General features: G+C 68.8%; 18 protein-coding genes. 7 read left to right on the top strand and 11 right to left on the bottom strand.

Annotation, left to right across the window (positions count from 1 at the left end; translation table 11 throughout):
* Nucleotides 1-7: 7 nt before the first annotated feature.
* Together ACORQU_RS08955 and ACORQU_RS08960 are read left to right on the top strand one after the other, a co-directional pair.
* Nucleotides 8-865, top strand: coding sequence for an EamA family transporter (locus ACORQU_RS08955; RefSeq protein WP_491644709.1), 858 nt, complete (start codon nucleotides 8-10; stop codon nucleotides 863-865).
* A gap of 63 nt (nucleotides 866-928) precedes the next feature.
* Nucleotides 929-1,315, top strand: a complete 387-nt coding sequence (locus ACORQU_RS08960) for a MerC domain-containing protein (protein WP_271647627.1) — start codon at nucleotides 929-931, stop codon at nucleotides 1,313-1,315.
* 12 nt (nucleotides 1,316-1,327) lie between these two features.
* On the opposite strand, the gene ACORQU_RS08965 is transcribed toward ACORQU_RS08960, so the two are convergent.
* From ACORQU_RS08965 to zwf, 5 genes are all read right to left on the bottom strand, one after another.
* Nucleotides 1,328-1,678, bottom strand: a complete 351-nt coding sequence (locus ACORQU_RS08965; protein ID WP_491644711.1) for a hypothetical protein — start codon at nucleotides 1,676-1,678, stop codon at nucleotides 1,328-1,330.
* A gap of 17 nt (nucleotides 1,679-1,695) precedes the next feature.
* Complete coding sequence (locus tag ACORQU_RS08970) at nucleotides 1,696-3,387, bottom strand: ExeM/NucH family extracellular endonuclease (RefSeq protein ID WP_491644713.1); 1,692 nt, start codon at nucleotides 3,385-3,387, stop codon at nucleotides 1,696-1,698.
* Between the two features lie 89 nt (nucleotides 3,388-3,476).
* On the bottom strand, nucleotides 3,477-3,995 hold the full coding sequence (locus ACORQU_RS08975) for a c-type cytochrome (RefSeq protein WP_491644715.1): 519 nt from the start codon (nucleotides 3,993-3,995) through the stop codon (nucleotides 3,477-3,479).
* Between the two features lie 142 nt (nucleotides 3,996-4,137).
* Nucleotides 4,138-4,854, bottom strand: a complete 717-nt coding sequence (gene pgl / locus ACORQU_RS08980; protein ID WP_491644717.1) for a 6-phosphogluconolactonase — start codon at nucleotides 4,852-4,854, stop codon at nucleotides 4,138-4,140.
* Nucleotides 4,851-6,335, bottom strand: a complete 1,485-nt coding sequence (gene zwf / locus ACORQU_RS08985; RefSeq protein ID WP_271647622.1) for a glucose-6-phosphate dehydrogenase — start codon at nucleotides 6,333-6,335, stop codon at nucleotides 4,851-4,853. Before zwf ends, pgl begins: the two co-directional genes overlap by 4 nt.
* Nucleotides 6,336-6,472: 137 nt before the next feature.
* Between zwf and ACORQU_RS08990 the strand changes: the two genes are divergently transcribed.
* Nucleotides 6,473-7,222: a GntR family transcriptional regulator gene (locus tag ACORQU_RS08990; protein ID WP_271647621.1), complete on the top strand. Its 750-nt coding sequence runs from the start codon at nucleotides 6,473-6,475 to the stop codon at nucleotides 7,220-7,222.
* A gap of 14 nt (nucleotides 7,223-7,236) precedes the next feature.
* Here ACORQU_RS08990 and ACORQU_RS08995 read toward each other — a convergent pair whose 3' ends face one another.
* Nucleotides 7,237-7,488 carry a hypothetical protein gene (locus tag ACORQU_RS08995; protein ID WP_271647620.1) on the bottom strand — a complete coding sequence of 84 codons (252 nt, stop codon included), beginning with the start codon at nucleotides 7,486-7,488 and terminating at the stop codon, nucleotides 7,237-7,239.
* Nucleotides 7,489-7,947: 459 nt separating this feature from the next.
* Between ACORQU_RS08995 and ACORQU_RS09000 the strand changes: the two genes are divergently transcribed.
* A complete protein-coding gene (locus ACORQU_RS09000; protein WP_491644720.1) occupies nucleotides 7,948-9,090 on the top strand; it encodes a DUF3182 family protein in 1,143 nt (380 codons plus the stop codon).
* The gene (locus tag ACORQU_RS09005; RefSeq protein ID WP_491644722.1) at nucleotides 9,074-9,883 is read left to right on the top strand and encodes an alpha/beta hydrolase family protein; all 810 of its coding nucleotides are present in this window, start codon (nucleotides 9,074-9,076) and stop codon (nucleotides 9,881-9,883) included. Before ACORQU_RS09000 ends, ACORQU_RS09005 begins: the two co-directional genes overlap by 17 nt.
* A 587-nt stretch (nucleotides 9,884-10,470) precedes the next feature.
* Here ACORQU_RS09005 and ACORQU_RS09010 read toward each other — a convergent pair.
* The 4 genes from ACORQU_RS09010 to ACORQU_RS09025 are packed head-to-tail and all read right to left on the bottom strand — an operon-like array spanning nucleotide 10,471 to nucleotide 13,529.
* Nucleotides 10,471-11,367 carry a ParB/RepB/Spo0J family partition protein gene (locus tag ACORQU_RS09010; RefSeq protein ID WP_491644723.1) on the bottom strand — a complete coding sequence of 299 codons (897 nt, stop codon included), beginning with the start codon at nucleotides 11,365-11,367 and terminating at the stop codon, nucleotides 10,471-10,473.
* Nucleotides 11,367-12,167 (bottom strand): ParA family protein, encoded by an 801-nt coding sequence (locus tag ACORQU_RS09015; RefSeq protein ID WP_491644725.1) that lies wholly within the window; start codon nucleotides 12,165-12,167, stop codon nucleotides 11,367-11,369. Before ACORQU_RS09015 ends, ACORQU_RS09010 begins: the two co-directional genes overlap by 1 nt.
* 36 nt (nucleotides 12,168-12,203) lie before the next feature.
* Entirely contained in the window at nucleotides 12,204-12,857 is a 654-nt protein-coding gene (gene rsmG / locus ACORQU_RS09020; RefSeq protein WP_271647613.1) for a 16S rRNA (guanine(527)-N(7))-methyltransferase RsmG, read from the bottom strand.
* A 39-nt stretch (nucleotides 12,858-12,896) separates the two neighbouring features.
* Nucleotides 12,897-13,529, bottom strand: coding sequence for a 4'-phosphopantetheinyl transferase family protein (locus tag ACORQU_RS09025; RefSeq protein ID WP_491644728.1), 633 nt, complete (start codon nucleotides 13,527-13,529; stop codon nucleotides 12,897-12,899).
* Nucleotides 13,530-13,739: 210 nt separating this feature from the next.
* On the opposite strand from ACORQU_RS09025, the gene ACORQU_RS09030 reads away from it, so the two are divergent.
* On the top strand, nucleotides 13,740-13,991 hold the full coding sequence (locus ACORQU_RS09030) for a GlsB/YeaQ/YmgE family stress response membrane protein (RefSeq protein ID WP_271647611.1): 252 nt from the start codon (nucleotides 13,740-13,742) through the stop codon (nucleotides 13,989-13,991).
* Between the two features lie 75 nt (nucleotides 13,992-14,066).
* On the opposite strand, the gene xth is transcribed toward ACORQU_RS09030, so the two are convergent.
* A complete protein-coding gene (gene xth, locus ACORQU_RS09035; RefSeq protein ID WP_491644730.1) occupies nucleotides 14,067-14,834 on the bottom strand; it encodes an exodeoxyribonuclease III in 768 nt (255 codons plus the stop codon).
* Between the two features lie 74 nt (nucleotides 14,835-14,908).
* Here xth and ACORQU_RS09040 point away from each other — a divergent pair, with 74 nt between their 5' ends.
* Complete coding sequence (locus ACORQU_RS09040; protein WP_271647609.1) at nucleotides 14,909-15,451, top strand: gamma carbonic anhydrase family protein; 543 nt, start codon at nucleotides 14,909-14,911, stop codon at nucleotides 15,449-15,451.
* The last annotated feature ends 49 nt before the right edge of the window (nucleotides 15,452-15,500 follow it).

The following is a 15,500-nucleotide window of genomic DNA, read 5'->3' on the forward strand; positions in this document are numbered from 1 at the left end:
TGTGGCGATGTGGTTCCTGTTGCTGGCCGTGCTGTGCAGCGTGGCGGTCTCGGCGGTGTTCCGGTTGGCGCCACGCTGGCAGGTGGACGTGCCACAGGCGGTGACCTGGAACTACTTGGCCGGCACGGTGTTGGCGCTGGCCCTGTTGCACCCGCGGCTGGAGGCCTTGCGTGGCGAGGGCGCGCCGTGGCGCTGGTGGCTGCCGCTGGGCTTGCTGCTGCCGGGCCTGTTCCTGGTGCTGGCCGCGTCGATCCGGCGCGCCGGGGTGGTGCGCACCGATATCGCCCAGCGTCTGTCGCTGCTGTTGTCGCTGATCGCCGCCTTCACCCTGTTCGGGCAGCGCGCCGGTGCCTGGCAGGTGGCGGGGCTGGTCCTGGGCCTGATCGCGATCCCCTGCCTGCTGGCGCGGCCGCGCGGCGACGCTAGCCTGGAAGCGCCGGCGTGGGGCCTGCCACTGGTGGTCCTGGTGGGCTGGGCGACGACCGACGTGCTGTTCAAGCGGATCGCCGCCGACGGCGCACCGCTGTCGGCCTCGCTGCTGGCGACCTTCGCCATCGCCTTCGTGCCGATGCTGGCCTGGCAGCTGTGGCGCCACGCACAGGGCACGCCGCTGCGACTGCGCAGCCTGGTGGCCGGGCTGGGACTGGGCGCGCTCAACTTCGCCAACATCGGGTTCTACCTGGCCGCGCATCGCGCGTTGCCGCATGCGCCGGCCACGGTGTTCGCGGCGATGAACATCGGTGTGGTGCTGGTGGGGACCGTCGTGGGCGTGGCGGGCTTCGGTGAGCGTCTGGGCCGTCTCAATCGACTGGCGATTCCCCTGGCGGTGCTGGCCATCGCCCTGATCAGCCGGGGCATGGGCTGACGTCGGCGGGGGGCTTGACGCCTCCTGTATCGTTACAATGTAACGAAATCAGGGCCGCCCCCCATGAAAACTTCCTCGGCCGCGCATGCGGCCTGCGACGCTTCCGCCATCGGTCTGTCGATGCTGTGCCTGGCCCACTGCCTGCTTTTGCCTGTCCTGGCCGCGCTGTTGCCGGCCCTGGGGACCTGGGCACAGGCCGAATGGGTCCATCCGGTGTTCGCGGCCATCGCCGCGCCGCTGGCCGGCACCGCCCTGTGGCGCGCGCACCGGCACCGCCCCCTGCCGCCTGCGCTGGTGGCCTTGGCGCTGCTGGGCCTGACCGGCCTGGTGGCCGGGGCCGTGCTGCATGCCTTGGAGACGCCGCTCACCGTGACCGGCAGCCTGCTGCTGGCCAGCGCGCATGTCTGGAACTGGCGCCGCCGTCCGCATGCGACCTGCGCCAACGGCTGAGGGCAGCCGCGCTCAGAACACCATGACGTGATCGACCAGAGAGCGGCCATCCTGCTCGACCAGGACCAGCTCGGCGACGAACTCGCCTGCGACCCCGTCGAACCCCCGGCGCCAGACCACGGCGATGGACGCGGGTCGACGGAATACCGCGACCACTTCGCGCCCTGCGAACGTCCCGCGCTCGGCCTGGTACGCATGGCACAGCGTCCCGAAGCGCTCCGGCGGCAACTGCGCCAGCAGGCGCGGGGTGAAGTCACGCACGTGGCCTGCATAGTCGATGGCGGTGGACGCGGCCATCAGCCGATCCATGATCGGTTCGACGACGGCCAGGATCTCGGCATCGCTGCGCGTGGTCAGGTCCATCCCTCGTCCCCCGTCGGCTATAGATCGAAGCCCAGCAGCATCGGGTCGTGGTCGGAGCTGCGCCACGGGCCGGCCGCGTCCAGGCCCTCGTAGCCGACGTCGAAGGGCTCGTCCGCGTTGACGTGCCATTCGGCCGCGCCCTTCAGGTGCGCCGCCAGGTCCGGGGACAGCAATGCGTGGTCCAGGCGCCCGCTCTGGCCGTCGTAGACGTAGCTGTAAGGAGCCTCGACCTTGGCCAGGGCGAAGGCGTCGGCCCAGCCAGCGGCGCGCAGGGTCCGCAGCGGGGTCTCCTGCGCGTAGGCGTTGAGGTCACCGACGATCAGGCTGCGCGTGGCGCCCTGGCCGGTGGGATCGGACTTGAGCCAGGCGTCGACGCGGCGCGCCGAGTCGGTACGCGTGGCGTTCCAGCAGCTGGCGCCGTCGTGCTGGTCTGCATCGGTGCCGCTGGCGTCGCGGCAGCCCTTGGACTTGAAGTGGTTGGCGGCCACCACGAACACCGGGCCGTCGCCACGCCGGAACGCCTGGGCCAACGGCACCCGGCTGTGCTCGGCGAAGGGGCCGCCTTCGAGCACCACCGGCTTGCCGACCGGAGTGACCTTCGAGGCGCGGTAGATCAGGCCCACGCGAATCGGGTTGTCGCCGGGTCCGCTGCCGGCATTCACGTACGTCCAGTCGCCGCCACCGGCATTGAGGGCATCGACGAACTGGGCCAACGACGAGCGGGGGCCGTAGCCGTCGTTCTCCAGTTCCATCAGTGCGGCGATGTCGGCATGCAGCGGCATCAGGGTGGCGATGAGCTTGGCGACCTGCGCATGCCACTGCGCCTCGGTCTTGGCCCCGCGCATGGTCGGGAAGCCGCCACCGGCGCCATCGCCGTTGAACAGATTCTCCAGGTTGAACACCGCGATCCTCAGGTTGCCCGGCACCGTGGGCGCCGATGGGCGCGCCGCGGCCTGCACGTGCAGCGGCTGGGTAACCTGCAGGCGCCAGGCGTCATGGCGATAGTCGACGATGCCCTCCACGCCGGTGGCGACCGATCCGGTCCGCACCGGCCCGGCTGGCAGGTAGGGCAGCGTGGCGGGATCGCGCGCGTCGCTTGCATCGTCCAGCACGATGCGGCGCCGCGCGTTGTCCGCGTTGATCGCGGCGAAGGCCGGGGTCCCGGCGACCGCTTGCTCCGCGGGGGTCCACATGCGCCCGCCGAAGCTGGCGATGGTCTGGCCATACCGGGTGTCGGTGCCGTCCAGGGTCAGCGGCGCGTCGATGCGCACGCGCATGCCGTCCAGTGCCGCCCAGTCGGCCGGCGGTGCGGTCAGCGTGGTGATCGCCGGTGCCGTCGCCTTGCCGGGCAGAACGCGCAGATGCGCCAGTGCCAGCGTCCTCGCGCCAGAGACAGCGTGCAGGCTGCCCTGCAGCTCCAGCGTCTGGCCGGCCTTCAAGGCGGGCAGGGCCATGTCCGCCGGGACCTGCACGAACAGGCCTTCGGGCGTGCGTGGATCGCCGTCGCCCGTGCCGGGCGACTGCACGAACAGGCCGCCCAGTCCGGTGCGCAGGTCCGCGGTGAGCACGCCGCGCACGGTGACCGCGCTGGCGTCGACCGCGGTGGGCAGCTGCCCGATGTTCAATGGGGTGTCGGCCAGGCCGGGGGCGGCGACGGCGCAGAGCGCGCTCAGGCAGGCGGACAGCAACAGCGGGCGGATCGGGGACATGCGGGTTCCACAAGGCCAAGGCAGACACGAGAACGCCGCCCGAAGGCGGCGTCGGAACCCCCGATTGTGCCTGCGTCAGATGACGCGCGTTACTTCGACTGCTCCAGCATCCAGTCGACCGTGGCGTGGATCTGCGCCTCGCTCAGGCCCGGGTTGCCGCCCTTGGGCGGCATCACCCCGCCGTCCGGGCCGGTGTAGCCCTCGATGGCGTGCTTGTACAAGGTGTCCTTGCCCTTCGAGGCCCGCGCGCCGAAGCCGGCCGCATCCAGTTTGGGCGCCCCGCCCACGCCGGCGGTGTGGCAGGCCGTGCACAGCTGGTTGAAGATTTCCTTGCCGTCCAGCGTGCCGCCGTAGGCGCCCTGGGCTGCGGCGGCGGCCGTCGCGGCGGCCGCCGCGGCGGCCTGGGCCGCGGCTCCGGTGGCGCCGGCATAGACCGCGCCCACCGGCGCGATGCGGCTCTGGGTCTGCTTGGCCGCCACCGGCGAGACTTCCGCCGGGATGGTCTTGGACAGGAAATACGCCCCGATGATCAATCCGACGGTCACCACCGCCAGGATCCCGATCACCATCGAGAAGCGCTTGAGGAACTCCAGGTCATAGTTGCGCACAGTCCACCTTTGGCAGCGCCGTCACCGGCGTGGCTGAAAACACTCGATCATCCAGCGAATGTTCCGGTCGTGGGGGCGCCCGGGTGTCGCCACCGGTCAGGCAGCGACGGCCCGCATTATAAGCAGGCCTGTGGCCCGCCCCTCAAGGACACCAGTAGGCCTGGACCGGCGCGGAGGCCGCGCGCAGCACCGCGGCGATCGGCGGACCCGGCTCGGCGGCCACGGCCGCTTCGATGACTTGGGCCTTCTCCTGGCCTTCGATGTGCAGGTAGAGGTGGCGGGCGGCCACCAGCACCGGCAGGGTCAGGGTGATGCGCGGCTCGCCCGCGCCCGGCGCGTGCATCGGCAGCACCTTGGCGATCCCGGTCGGGTCCAGGGCTTGGGCCAGGTAGTCCCCATCGGGGAAGAACGAGGCGGTGTGGCCATCGGTGCCCATGCCCAGCACGGCCACGTCCAGCGGCAGCGGCAGCTGCGCCAGCTCGGTTTCCAGCTCGGGCAGGGCCTGCGCCGGATCCTCGCCGTAGTTGCGGTACAGCGGCAGGAAGCTGGCCACCGCGGCCGCGCCGTACATCAGGTGCTCACGGACCAGGGCGGCATTGGAACGGGGCTGGGTCTCGTCCACCCAACGCTCGTCCACCAGGGTGATGGCGACCTGCTTCCACGGCAGCGGCTGTTCGGCCAGGGCCTGGAAGAAGCGCACCGGCGTGGTCCCGCCGGACAGGGCAAGGACCGCGCGGCCGCGTTCGGCCAGGGCTGCGCGCAACTGGTCGGCGACCGAGGCGGCCAGTGCCTGGGCCAGGGCTTCGTGGTCGGCGCAGGCGTGAACCTGGGCCAGCGAGGCAGGGAGGGTCAGACTCATGTGCCGGCGTCCTCATGCCAGGTGCGGCCGTCGCGCTCGATCAGCGCCACCGCCGCATTGGGGCCCCAGGAGCCGGCCGTGTACGACTTGGGCGCCTCGGGCAGCTGTTCCCACGCCTCCAGGATCGGATCGATCCAGGCCCACGCGGCCTCGACCTCGTCGCGGCGCATGAACAGCGACTGGTTGCCGCGCACCACGTCCATCAGCAGGCGCTCGTAGGCCTCGGGCTGGCGCACGCCGAAGGCCTCGGCAAAGCTCATGTCCAGCGGGACGTACTTCATGCGCAGGCCACCCGGGCCGGGGTCCTTGATCATCAGCCACAGCTTGACCCCTTCGTCCGGCTGCAGGCGCAACACCAGGCGATTGGGCTGTGCGGTGCCGGCGCCGGCGTCGAACAACGAGTGCGGCACCGGCCGGAAGGCCACCACGATCTCCGAGACACGCTCGGGCAGGCGTTTACCGGTGCGCAGGTAGAACGGCACGCCGGCCCAGCGCCAGTTGGAGACCTCGGCCTTGATCGCCACGAAGGTCTCGGTGCGCGAGTCGGTGCGCCCCAGCTCGTCCAGGTAGCCGGGGACGGCCTGGCCGCCGGAGGCGCCGGCGCGATACTGGCCGCGCACGGTGACATGGCTGACCTCGTTGGAGGTGATCGGCTTGAGTGAACGCAGCACCTTGAGCTTCTCGTCACGCAGTGCATTGGCTTCCAGCGTGGCCGGCGGCTCCATGGCGACCATGCATAGCAGCTGCAGCAGGTGGTTCTGGACCATGTCGCGCAGGGCGCCGGAAGTGTCGTAATAGCCCGCGCGCTTTTCCAGGCCGACGGTCTCGGCCACGGTGATCTGCACGTGGTCGATGCGGTTGGCGTTCCACAGCGGTTCGAACAGGATGTTGGCAAAGCGCAGCGCCAGCAGGTTCTGCACCGTCTCCTTGCCCAGGTAGTGGTCGATGCGGAAGGTCTGCGCCTCGCTGAAGACCGCGCCAACGGCGTCGTTGATGCCCGCGGCGCTGCGCGAGTCCTTGCCGATGGGCTTTTCTAGGACCACCCGCGCATTGCCGCTATTGAGGCCGGCATCGCGCAGGCGCGAGCACAGGTCGACGAACAGGCTCGGGCTGGTGGACAGATAGAACACGCGGATGCGGTCTTCGCCGGACTGCTTGAGCAGGGTCGCGAACTCCTCCCAGCCCTCGTCCTTGGTCGCATCTAGGGGGCGGTAGTCCAGCAACTGCAGGAAGGCCGGCAGGCGCGCGCGCAGCAGCGTGTCGCCCTCGGCGATCTTCTCCAGCGCCTCGCCGACCTTGGCGCGGTATTCGCTGCCATCCTGCGGATCGCGCGCCACGCCGATGATGCGGCTGTCCTGCGGGATCTGGCCATCGGCGTAGCGGCGCAGCAGACCCGGCAGCAGCTTGCGCAACGCCAGATCGCCGGTGCCTCCGAAGATCACCAGGTCAAAGCTGTCCACGGGTACGGTCTTGGCGGTCACGGCACGGCCTTGTCGATGAAGGAAGAAAACGCGCAAGACGATACCACCGCGCTACCACGCCTCCCAGTCCTGGCGCTGTTGGACTGGTCGATTCGTTCTGGATTGAAGCCTTGGTATCGCATTGGTACTATTGAGGCATGCTTTCCGCCATCGCCACCGAATACGAGCGCCTGCAGTCGGCCGAAACCAGCCGCACGCTGGCCTACCTGCGCCTGCGCCGCGCGCTGCAGCATCTCATCGATACCGGGGTGCTCGGTCCCGGCCATGGCCTGCCCAGCGAGCGCGACCTGGCCACCGGCCTGCAACTGTCGCGCGTGACGGTGCGCAAGGCGCTGTCGGGGCTGATCGACCAGGGACTGCTCAGCCAGCGCCAGGGCGCCGGGACCTTCGTGTCTGAACGCATCGTGCGCAGCTTCTCGCGCCTGACCAGCTTCACCGACGATCTGCGCGAACGTGGGCTCAATCCCCAGGTCACCTTCCTGGAACGCAGCCTGGGAGAGGTGACCCCCGAAGAAGCCATGGCGTTGAATCTCTCGCCCGGCAGCGGCGTGGTGCGGCTGTATCGACTGCGGCACGTGGATGGCGCGCCCATCGCCGCCGAACGCACGTTGGTGCCGCACGCCCTGTTGCCCGATCCGCAACGCATCGGCGCCTCGCTGTACGAGGCGCTGGATACCTACGGCCACCGCCCGCGCCGCGCACTGCAGCGCCTGCGCGCCGTCGCCCTGGATGCCGAGCCTGCACAGTTGCTCCAGCTCGACGCCGGTGCCCCCGGCCTGCTGGTCGAGCGCCGCGCCTTTCTGGCCGACGGTCGTGTAGTGGAATTCACCCGCTCGTTCTATCGCGGCGATGCCTACGATTTCGTGGCGGAGCTGCAGAGCGAATAGTCCCTGCGGTCGTTTCAATCCACGGCCAGCGGTCGCCGCTGACCAGCCGACAGCAGGCGTTGGGCATCCACGCCGATCTCGTCGAAGATCGCGGTGATCCGCTCAATCGCCTGTTGTGCCTGCTTGGCGTCCTCCGCCTGTTCGAGGATGGCGGTCGCCTCGGCGGCGCAGGCATCGAAGAACGTCTGCTCCAACGGAGCCGGCCCGTGTGTGGCGATCGTTTCGTGCAGGGCATCGAGCCGCTGACTGAGGTCTTCCCAGGTCATTGGTTGCATCTCCGGGCATGGAACCGGTGTTGTCCGTGCGTACTGCAGCGCGCCGGTGTGGGTTGGTCCCGGAACGCTGCGCTGGGTCGGATGATCAAACGACCAAAGCGCGGTTCTATGGAGGGGCTCCGGGATCCAACGCGAAGATGCCGTCGGAAGCGTTCTGCAGTCGTGAGCGAAATGTAAGCGGGGATTTCGCGCACGATTCACGTCGTTCTACCAAGACTCGGGCCAAGTTCACGCTCACGTACCGACGCGCGTCCGCGCCTCGGTGCTGCCCCGGCCACATCAAGAATGCAGTGCCGGATGCGTCAGGCTTCGCGAATGAATAAGTAACCGCTCTTCCCGTGCCGGCCGATCCGGCAACTACCTGCAAGCGCATCACGCTTCCCGCGATCCCCCGGTCGCCGTGCGCCGCCGGAGGTCGCGTTCCCCCAAACGCAGGCCCAGGGAGCTGTCATGAACGCGACTCTCGATTTCCGTACCGCACCCGCGCTCGACCGCGCGGGCCTGTCGATGCAGGCCCCGGCGGTCACGCCGCTGTTCATCGATCAAGCGCGCGCGCCGCACGAGCGCGCCAGCGTGGAGTATTTCGGCCGTCGCCTGGCGGGACTGATGGGCCGCGACTTCCGGTTGCGCGCGCTGCCGGGACTGCCGGGTTATTTCATTCCCATGGAGACCCTCACCCGCGAACAGGCCGCCATGCGCGGCATCACCAGCGGCGAACACATCTTCGGCGGCGTGGTGCCGCATGCGTTCGTGGCCACCAAGGTGATCAGCCACGGCCTGGTCGAAGCGCCGGGAAACGTGCCGGAGGGTTGGGCACCTGGGCTGGGCGGTGCGCTGGGTAGCGCGGTCCTGCCCGGTTTCGCCGCGTTTACCCCGGACGACCTGATCCAGGCGGTCTCCCGCCTGCTGCCGATGGGACGTGTGCGCTGCAAGCTGGCCCACGCGCGCGGCGGCAATGGGCAACAGGTGGTGGATTCGCTGCAGGCGCTGGATGCGTGGCTGGCTACCGTGCCGCTCGGACAGGTCGCCGAGGGCGTGGTTGCCGAGCTCAACCTGGAGCAGGCGCAGACCTTCAGCATTGGCCAGGTGGAAGTGGGCGGGCATTGCATCGCCTATTTCGGTACCCAGTGTACCGTGGAGAACCCGCGCGGCGAGACGGTCTACGGCGGCTCGACGCTGCGCGTGGCCCGTGGCGGACTGGACCAGCTGCAGCACGTGCCGTTGCCGCCGCAGGCCGCCGACGCCATCGCCAAGGTGCAGCACTACGAAGCCCAGGTGTCCGAGGCCTATCCAGGCTTCTTCGCCTCGCGCCGCAACTACGACGTGGTCCATGGGCGCGATGGCGACGGTTGGGAGCACTGCGGCGTGCTCGAGCAGTCCTGGCGCTTCGGCGGGGCGAGCCCGGCCGAGATCCTGGCATTGGAGACATTGGTGACCCAGCCAGAGGTGCCATGGCTGGACGCGATGACCTGCGAGGTCTGGGACGATGTCCCGGCACCGGCCGACGCGGAGGTCTATTTCCGGGGTGAAGTGGCTTCACTCGGGACCCTGACCAAATACGCTAGGGTCGTGCGCGATGGACGTGACCCTTGAACACATCGGCTTTGATGTAGAGCACGACCGGCTCGCCGGGACCCTGCTGGCACCGGCCCGGGCCTTGCCCGGCGTGTTGTTCGTCCACGGCTGGGGCGGCAGCCAGGACCATGACCTGGCGCGTGCGCGCGAGGCTGCAGGTCTGGGCGTGGTCTGCATGACCTTCGACCTGCGGGGCCACGACGGCGATGCACAGATGCTCGAGCGGGTCACCCGGCAGCAGAATCTGGACGACCTGCTGGCGGCGTACGACTGGTTCGTCAAGCAACCCAATGTCGATCCCGATGCGATCACCGTGGTGGGGATCAGCTACGGCGCTTATCTGGGGGCGATCCTGTCTTCGCTGCGCCCGGTGCGCTGGCTGGCGCTGCGCACGCCCGCTCTCTACAAGGACGAAGGCTGGGAGCTGCCCAAGCGCCAGCTGCACCAGGATCCGGATCTGATTCCCTTCCGCCACCGTCAGGTGCCATGGAAGGACAATCGCGCATTGCGCGCCTGCGCCGAGTTTCGCGGCGACGCGCTGATCGTCGAGGCCGAACTGGACCAGATCATTCCGCATCAGGTGATCGAAAACTACATGTCCGCCTTCACCCGCGCGCGCTCGCGCACCTCGCGCGTGATCGCCGGCGCGGACCACGGCTTCTCCGAAAAGCCGGTGCAGCGCACCTACACCGCGGTCCTGGTGAAGTGGTTGACCGAAATGGTCGTCGGCGCCCGCGAGCACGCCGCACGCGAGAAGATCAACGAGCGCAAGCGGGTGCGCGATGGGCAGGCGGCTCCTGCCTCGCACTGATCGCGAGGCCGATGATTGCGGCTTGACGATTTTCTTGGATTCGGCTTCTTGAGCAGACGCTTTCCTGCCGCAACCAGTCAGCATTCTTTGCGCTGCAAAGGAATGCTAAGCGAAGAACCACGGCTCGTGTGGCACGCCGCGCCCCCATGCGTGGCGCCTTCATGGGTCTTAACCTCGTCCCTCCGCCGTGCGTTATGGAGGGGTTCGGAGCAGAGACAAAGCAAAGCTGTTTGCGCTTGCTTCTGCTCCGGCCGCAGGTATTGCTGTTGCTCCGTATGTCTGAGCCGTAAAGCGAGCCGAGCATCGGAGAAGAAGACGGCCGAAGCGTCGCCCTGTTTGAGCGCAGCGAGTTTGGGCGACATGCCGTCTTCTTCGAGAAGCGCAGGGGACCGCCGCGTCGCGGCGGCGAGCGTCCCGGCGAGAAGCGGTTTTGCTTCCTTTTGACAAGACAAAAGGAAGTCGCGCCGTTAGGCGCGAAAGCCTTTGCCTTCAGAGGAAAAGATGGGAGCTCCCGGGGAAACCGGGAGTTCAAGACAAACAGGTCCGCTAGCGTTAGCGCGCACATCGCGCCAACCCTCAGCAGCGGCTTATTCCCGCTTCCCCCGCAACCGCTCCAGCACCCCTTCCAGCGTGTCCAGATCGGTGTAGTGGATCATCAGCTTGCCCTTGCCATTGCGGCCGTGGGCGATGACCACCGAGGTGCCAAGGGTCTCGGACAGCTCGTTCTGCAACGAGGCGATGTCGGCCTGCGGGGCGACCTTGGCTGGCTTCTTCTTGCCGTTGGCCGGCACCCGGCCGGCGGCGAACTGGGAGGCGCGGTGTTCGACCTCGCGCACCGACCAGCCCTGGTCGGCGGCCTCGGCGGCCAGCTTGCTGGCCAGCTCGGGCGAGAGCGTCAGCAGGGCGCGGGCGTGGCCCATCTCCAGGCGGCGTGCCTCCAGCAGATGGCGGATGGCCGGCGGCAGTTCCAGCAGGCGCAGCAGGTTGGACACCGCAGCGCGCGAACGCCCGACCGCCTCGGCCGCCTGGCCGTGGGTCAGCGAGAATTCGTTGATCAGCCGTTGCAGTGACTGCGCCTCTTCCAGCGGGTTGAGGTCCTCGCGCTGGATGTTCTCGATCAGCGCCATGGCGATGACCGTGCGGTCGTCCAGCTCGCGCACCACCACCGGCACTTCGGCCAGGCCGGCCAGCTGCGAGGCGCGCCAGCGGCGCTCGCCGGCGACGATCTCGTAACCGCCGGTGTCCACCGCGCGCGCCACGATCGGCTGGATCACGCCCTGGGCGCGGATCGAATCGGCCAGCTCGTCCAGCTTGGCCGGGTCCATCGCCTGGCGCGGCTGGTAGCGGCCGGGCTGCAGCTCGCCCACGGGGACCGTGCGCAGGGTTTCGCCAGGCTGGACCTCGGTCGGTGGCGTCTCGGCCCCTTTGGGGCCAAGCAGCGCTTCCAGGCCGCGGCCCAGGCCGCGCTTCTTCGGGGCGGACATCAATAGCTCTCCATGGGCGGGGGAGCGGGTCGCAACCGCTCCTGCTGGCGTCGGATGATCTCCCCGGCCAGGCCAAGGTAGGCCACGCCACCGCGCGAGGCGCGGTCGTAGCCGACGATGCTCTGGCCGTGGCTGGGGGCTTCGGCCACGCGCACGTTGCGCGGGACGATGGTGCGGAAGACCTGGTCGCCGAAATGCTCGGTCAGTTCGGCCGACACGGCGTTGGCCAGGTTGTTGCGCACGTCGAACATGGTGCGCAGCACGCCCTCGATCTCCAGCCTGGGGTTGAGCCGGCCACGGATGGCGGCGATGGTATCCATCAGCGCGCTCAGGCCCTCCAGTGCGTAGTACTCGCACTGCATCGGGACCAGGACCGAGTCGGCGGCGGTCAAGGCGTTGAGGGTCATCAGCGACAGCGCGGGCGGGCAGTCGATGATGATCCAGTCGTAGTCGGCCCGCAGCGGCTCCAGTGCGGCCTTCAGGCGCTGCTCGCGGCCTTCGGCATCCATCAGCTGGATCTCGGCGGCGGTCAGGTCGATGTTGGCCGGGATTAGGTCGAAGTCCTCGCCGGTGCGCACGATCGCGTCGCGCGCCGGCGCTTCCTGCAGCAGCACCTCGAAGGTCGAGGCCTCGATCTCGCGCTTGTCCACGCCGCTGCCCATGGTCGCGTTGCCCTGGGCATCCAGGTCGACCAGCAGCACCCGCTGCGGGGTATGTGCCAGTCCGGCGGCCAGGTTGACGGCGGTGGTGGTCTTGCCCACGCCACCCTTCTGGTTGGCGATGGCGATGATCCTGGCCATGCGGCGGCGTTCCTCGGGAAGGGGGCGGGTCAGGGATTATGCGGGTTTCACCCCGGCGCGTCCCACCGTGACCAGGTGGCGTTCGCCCTCCTGGCCCGGCACGGACAGCGGCTCGGTGCCGACCAGCGCCCAGCCGGCGGGCAGGGCCGCGATTTCCTCGTGGGGCATCACGCCCTTCATCGCCAGCAGTGTGCCGCCGGGTTTGAGCAGGTGTCCGCCCACCGCGATGATCCCGGCCAGGGTATCCAGGGCGCGGGCGGTGAGATGGTCGTAGGCGGCCGGTTCGTCCACCGCCTCGGCGCGCGATTCGGCCACGCGGGCGTTGCCCAGCTTGAGCTGGCGCACGGCCTCGCGCAGGAACCGGGCCTTCTTGCCGTTGCTCTCCACCAGGGTGACCTGCAGATCCGGGTGGGCGATGGCCAGCGGAATGCCGGGCAGGCCGGGGCCGGTGCCCAGGTCGGCCAGGGTGCCGTGGGAAACGAAGCGATGCATGGCCAGCGAGTCGAGCAGGTGGCGGGTCACCATCTGTCGGGGGTCGCGCACGGCGGTGAGGTTGTAGGTGCCGTTCCAGCGCACCAGCAGGGCCAGGTAGGCCAGCAGCGGGGGCGCCAGATCGGTGGACAGGCCGAGGTCGGCCAGCCCGTCGCGCAGCAGCGCATCCAGGCCAGGGGGCAGGGAATCAGGAGTCATCGCCGCCGATTATCGCAGGGCGGCGTGCTGGCGGAGCGCTCAATCGCCAGGCCGCCTGCGCCAGGCCACGGCCGCCAGATACTCGGGGCGGGGCTGCCACTGGTGCAGGCTCCAGTCATCGGGCGCGCCCAGCGCCGCGTCGCACGCAACCAGTCGCAGGGGGCCGGCATCCAGCGTCGCTGTGTCCATCGGGGCGAAGGCCAGGCGCTCCAGACCAAAGGAAATGCCGTGACCATGCGCCTTGAGCACGGCTTCCTTGGCGCACCACAGGCGCAGGAAGGCCATCTCGCGGACCGCCTCGGGCACCGCCGCCAATGCCTGGGCCTCGGCCGGCGCGAAATAGCGTTCGGCCAGCGCCAAGGCGTTGGGACGCGGACGCAGCCGCTCCAGATCGGTGCCCAGCTCCACCCCTGGGGCGGTGGCCAGCAGCAGTCCCTGGCCGCTGTGGCTCCAGCCGACGTCGTGCCCCGCCAATGGGCCGTGCAGGCGTGGTCGGCCCCGGGCATCGCGGGCCAGCGGGAGGGTTCCGGCGGGCAAGGCGAACCAGTTCTCGAGCAGCGGACGTGCCAATGGTTCGCCCGATCCGCGCATCGGATAGGCGCTCCACCACACCTGCAGCGGGCCGATCGACCAGCGGCGTTCAGCGTCCTCATCTGGTTCAGGGATGTGCATGCGTCGCCCGATGGCTCGCGAAAGTCGCGGCATGTACGCGTCGGGCATGTGAAGGCCACAGCCGTTGCATCGCGGAAAACGCCTGTTTTAGAGGGGTTTTGATCATCTCTGAACCCATGTCGTATACGACGGTTTCACGCCAGCGGCCGCCAAATCGTCCCGCACCCCACAGCGCGGGGCATCGAAACCCATCAAACGAGGAGAACGGCAATGGGCATCATTATTTGGCTGATCGTGGGCGGCATCGTGGGCTGGCTGGCCAGCATCATCATGCGTCGTGACGCCCAGCAGGGCATCATCCTGAATATCGTCGTCGGCATCGTCGGTGCGGCCATTGCAGGCTTCCTGGGCGGCGGCAGCATCAATGCCGGCATCACCGTGGGCACCTTCTTGTGGTCGCTGCTTGGCGCGGTGATCCTGCTGGCCATCGTCAACCTGTTCACCCGCAAGAGCGTGCGTTAAACGCACGACGCGCAGTTCGACGAGGTGGAAGAGCCCGCGCTTTGCCCGGGCTTTTCTTTTGCGCAGCCCACAGGCTCAACCGAGCTCGACCCAGGCCGGCGCATGGTCGCTGGGACGCTCCCAGGTGCGGGGTTCGCGGTCGATGCCGGCAGCGCTCGCGCGCGCCTTGAGGGCGTCGGAGACCAGGGTCAGATCGATGCGCAAGCCTAGGTTGCGGCGGAAACCGGCCATCCGGTAATCCCACCAGCTGAAGATCCCGGCCTCCTCGCTGTGCAGGCGGAAGGCGTCGTGCAGGCCCAGATCCAGCAGGGACTGCAGCGCGCCGCGCTCGGCGCTGGAGGTGAGGATGTGGTCTTCGTTCCACACCGTCGGGTCATGCACGTCACGCGCGTCTGGGGCGATGTTGAAGTCGCCCAGCACCACCAGCTGCGGATGCGCGGCCAGCTCGGCCTTGATCCATTCGCGCACCGCTTCCAGCCAGCGCAGCTTGTAGCCGTACTTGTCGGTCCCCACGTCCTGGCCGTTGACCACATAGAGGTTGATCACGCGAACGCCATCGATGGTGCCGGCGATCACGCGCTTCTGTTCGTCCTCGAAGCCGGGAATGCCGACCTGCACGTCCTGGATCTGGCCGCGTGCCAGCAGGGCCACGCCGTTGTAGGTCTTCTGCCCGGAAAACACGCTGCGATAGCCGGCCGCGACCAAGGCCGCGTCTGGGAACTTGTGGTCCTCCAGCTTGGTTTCCTGCAGGCCGACCACATCGGGTGCGAAGTCGCGCAGCCACTGTTCCAGATGCGGCAGGCGCACGTTGAGCGAGTTGACGTTCCAGCTGGCGATCTTCATGGCGGTGCGCGGGGCGGCGGCGAGGGCGGCACAGCCTAACTCACCGGCACCGAGCCCATCGGTACACTGGCCCGATGAAGACCCTGCGTCCCTATCTCGACAAGCGGCCCGTGCTGGGCCAGCGCGTGTATGTGGATCCGGCCTGCACCGTCATCGGCGACGTGGAACTGGGCGACGATGTCTCGGTGTGGCCGGGCACGGTGATCCGCGGTGACGTCAACCACGTGCGCATCGGCGCGCGGACCAACGTGCAGGACGGCACGATCATCCACGTCAGTCACGCCAGTCCCTACAACAAGGGCGGCTATCCCACCCTGATCGGGCAGGATGTGACCCTCGGCCACGGCACCATCATCCATGCCTGCACCATTGGCGATGCCTGCCTGATCGGCATGGGCGCCTGCATCCTGGACGGGGCGGTGATCGCGCCCAACGCCTTCATCGCGGCCGGCGCGGTGGTCGGGCCGGGCAAGCAGGTCGGCAGCGGCGAACTGTGGGTCGGCAACCCGGCACGACTGGCGCGCAGGCTTTCGGACCAGGACCTCGAAGGTCTGCTGTACTCGGCCCAGCACTACGTGCGGCTCAAGGACCAGTACCTGGCCCAGGACAACGACTGACCGTCTTGTCAGCCGCGCCCGCGTCGGGCGACACTCGGCGCCTGGGCAT

It is taken from the genome of Pseudoxanthomonas sp. JC1303 (assembly GCF_058448525.1).

Excerpts from the sequence above, each read along its gene's own strand:
- ACORQU_RS08955 (WP_491644709.1), top strand. The coding sequence starts at position 8 with ATGTGGTTCCTGTTGCTGGCCGTGCTGTGCAGCGTGGCGGTCTCGGCG.
- ACORQU_RS08960 (WP_271647627.1), top strand. The coding sequence starts at position 929 with ATGAAAACTTCCTCGGCCGCGCATGCGGCCTGCGACGCTTCCGCCATC.
- ACORQU_RS08965 (WP_491644711.1), bottom strand. The coding sequence starts at position 1,678 with ATGGACCTGACCACGCGCAGCGATGCCGAGATCCTGGCCGTCGTCGAA.
- ACORQU_RS08970 (WP_491644713.1), bottom strand. The coding sequence starts at position 3,387 with ATGTCCCCGATCCGCCCGCTGTTGCTGTCCGCCTGCCTGAGCGCGCTC.
- pgl (WP_491644717.1), bottom strand. The coding sequence starts at position 4,854 with ATGAGTCTGACCCTCCCTGCCTCGCTGGCCCAGGTTCACGCCTGCGCC.
- ACORQU_RS08990 (WP_271647621.1), top strand. The coding sequence starts at position 6,473 with ATGCTTTCCGCCATCGCCACCGAATACGAGCGCCTGCAGTCGGCCGAA.
- ACORQU_RS08995 (WP_271647620.1), bottom strand. The coding sequence starts at position 7,488 with ATGACCTGGGAAGACCTCAGTCAGCGGCTCGATGCCCTGCACGAAACG.
- ACORQU_RS09000 (WP_491644720.1), top strand. The coding sequence starts at position 7,948 with ATGAACGCGACTCTCGATTTCCGTACCGCACCCGCGCTCGACCGCGCG.
- ACORQU_RS09005 (WP_491644722.1), top strand. The coding sequence starts at position 9,074 with ATGGACGTGACCCTTGAACACATCGGCTTTGATGTAGAGCACGACCGG.
- ACORQU_RS09010 (WP_491644723.1), bottom strand. The coding sequence starts at position 11,367 with ATGTCCGCCCCGAAGAAGCGCGGCCTGGGCCGCGGCCTGGAAGCGCTG.
- ACORQU_RS09015 (WP_491644725.1), bottom strand. The coding sequence starts at position 12,167 with ATGGCCAGGATCATCGCCATCGCCAACCAGAAGGGTGGCGTGGGCAAG.
- rsmG (WP_271647613.1), bottom strand. The coding sequence starts at position 12,857 with ATGACTCCTGATTCCCTGCCCCCTGGCCTGGATGCGCTGCTGCGCGAC.
- ACORQU_RS09025 (WP_491644728.1), bottom strand. The coding sequence starts at position 13,529 with ATGCACATCCCTGAACCAGATGAGGACGCTGAACGCCGCTGGTCGATC.
- ACORQU_RS09030 (WP_271647611.1), top strand. The coding sequence starts at position 13,740 with ATGGGCATCATTATTTGGCTGATCGTGGGCGGCATCGTGGGCTGGCTG.
- xth (WP_491644730.1), bottom strand. The coding sequence starts at position 14,834 with ATGAAGATCGCCAGCTGGAACGTCAACTCGCTCAACGTGCGCCTGCCG.
- ACORQU_RS09040 (WP_271647609.1), top strand. The coding sequence starts at position 14,909 with ATGAAGACCCTGCGTCCCTATCTCGACAAGCGGCCCGTGCTGGGCCAG.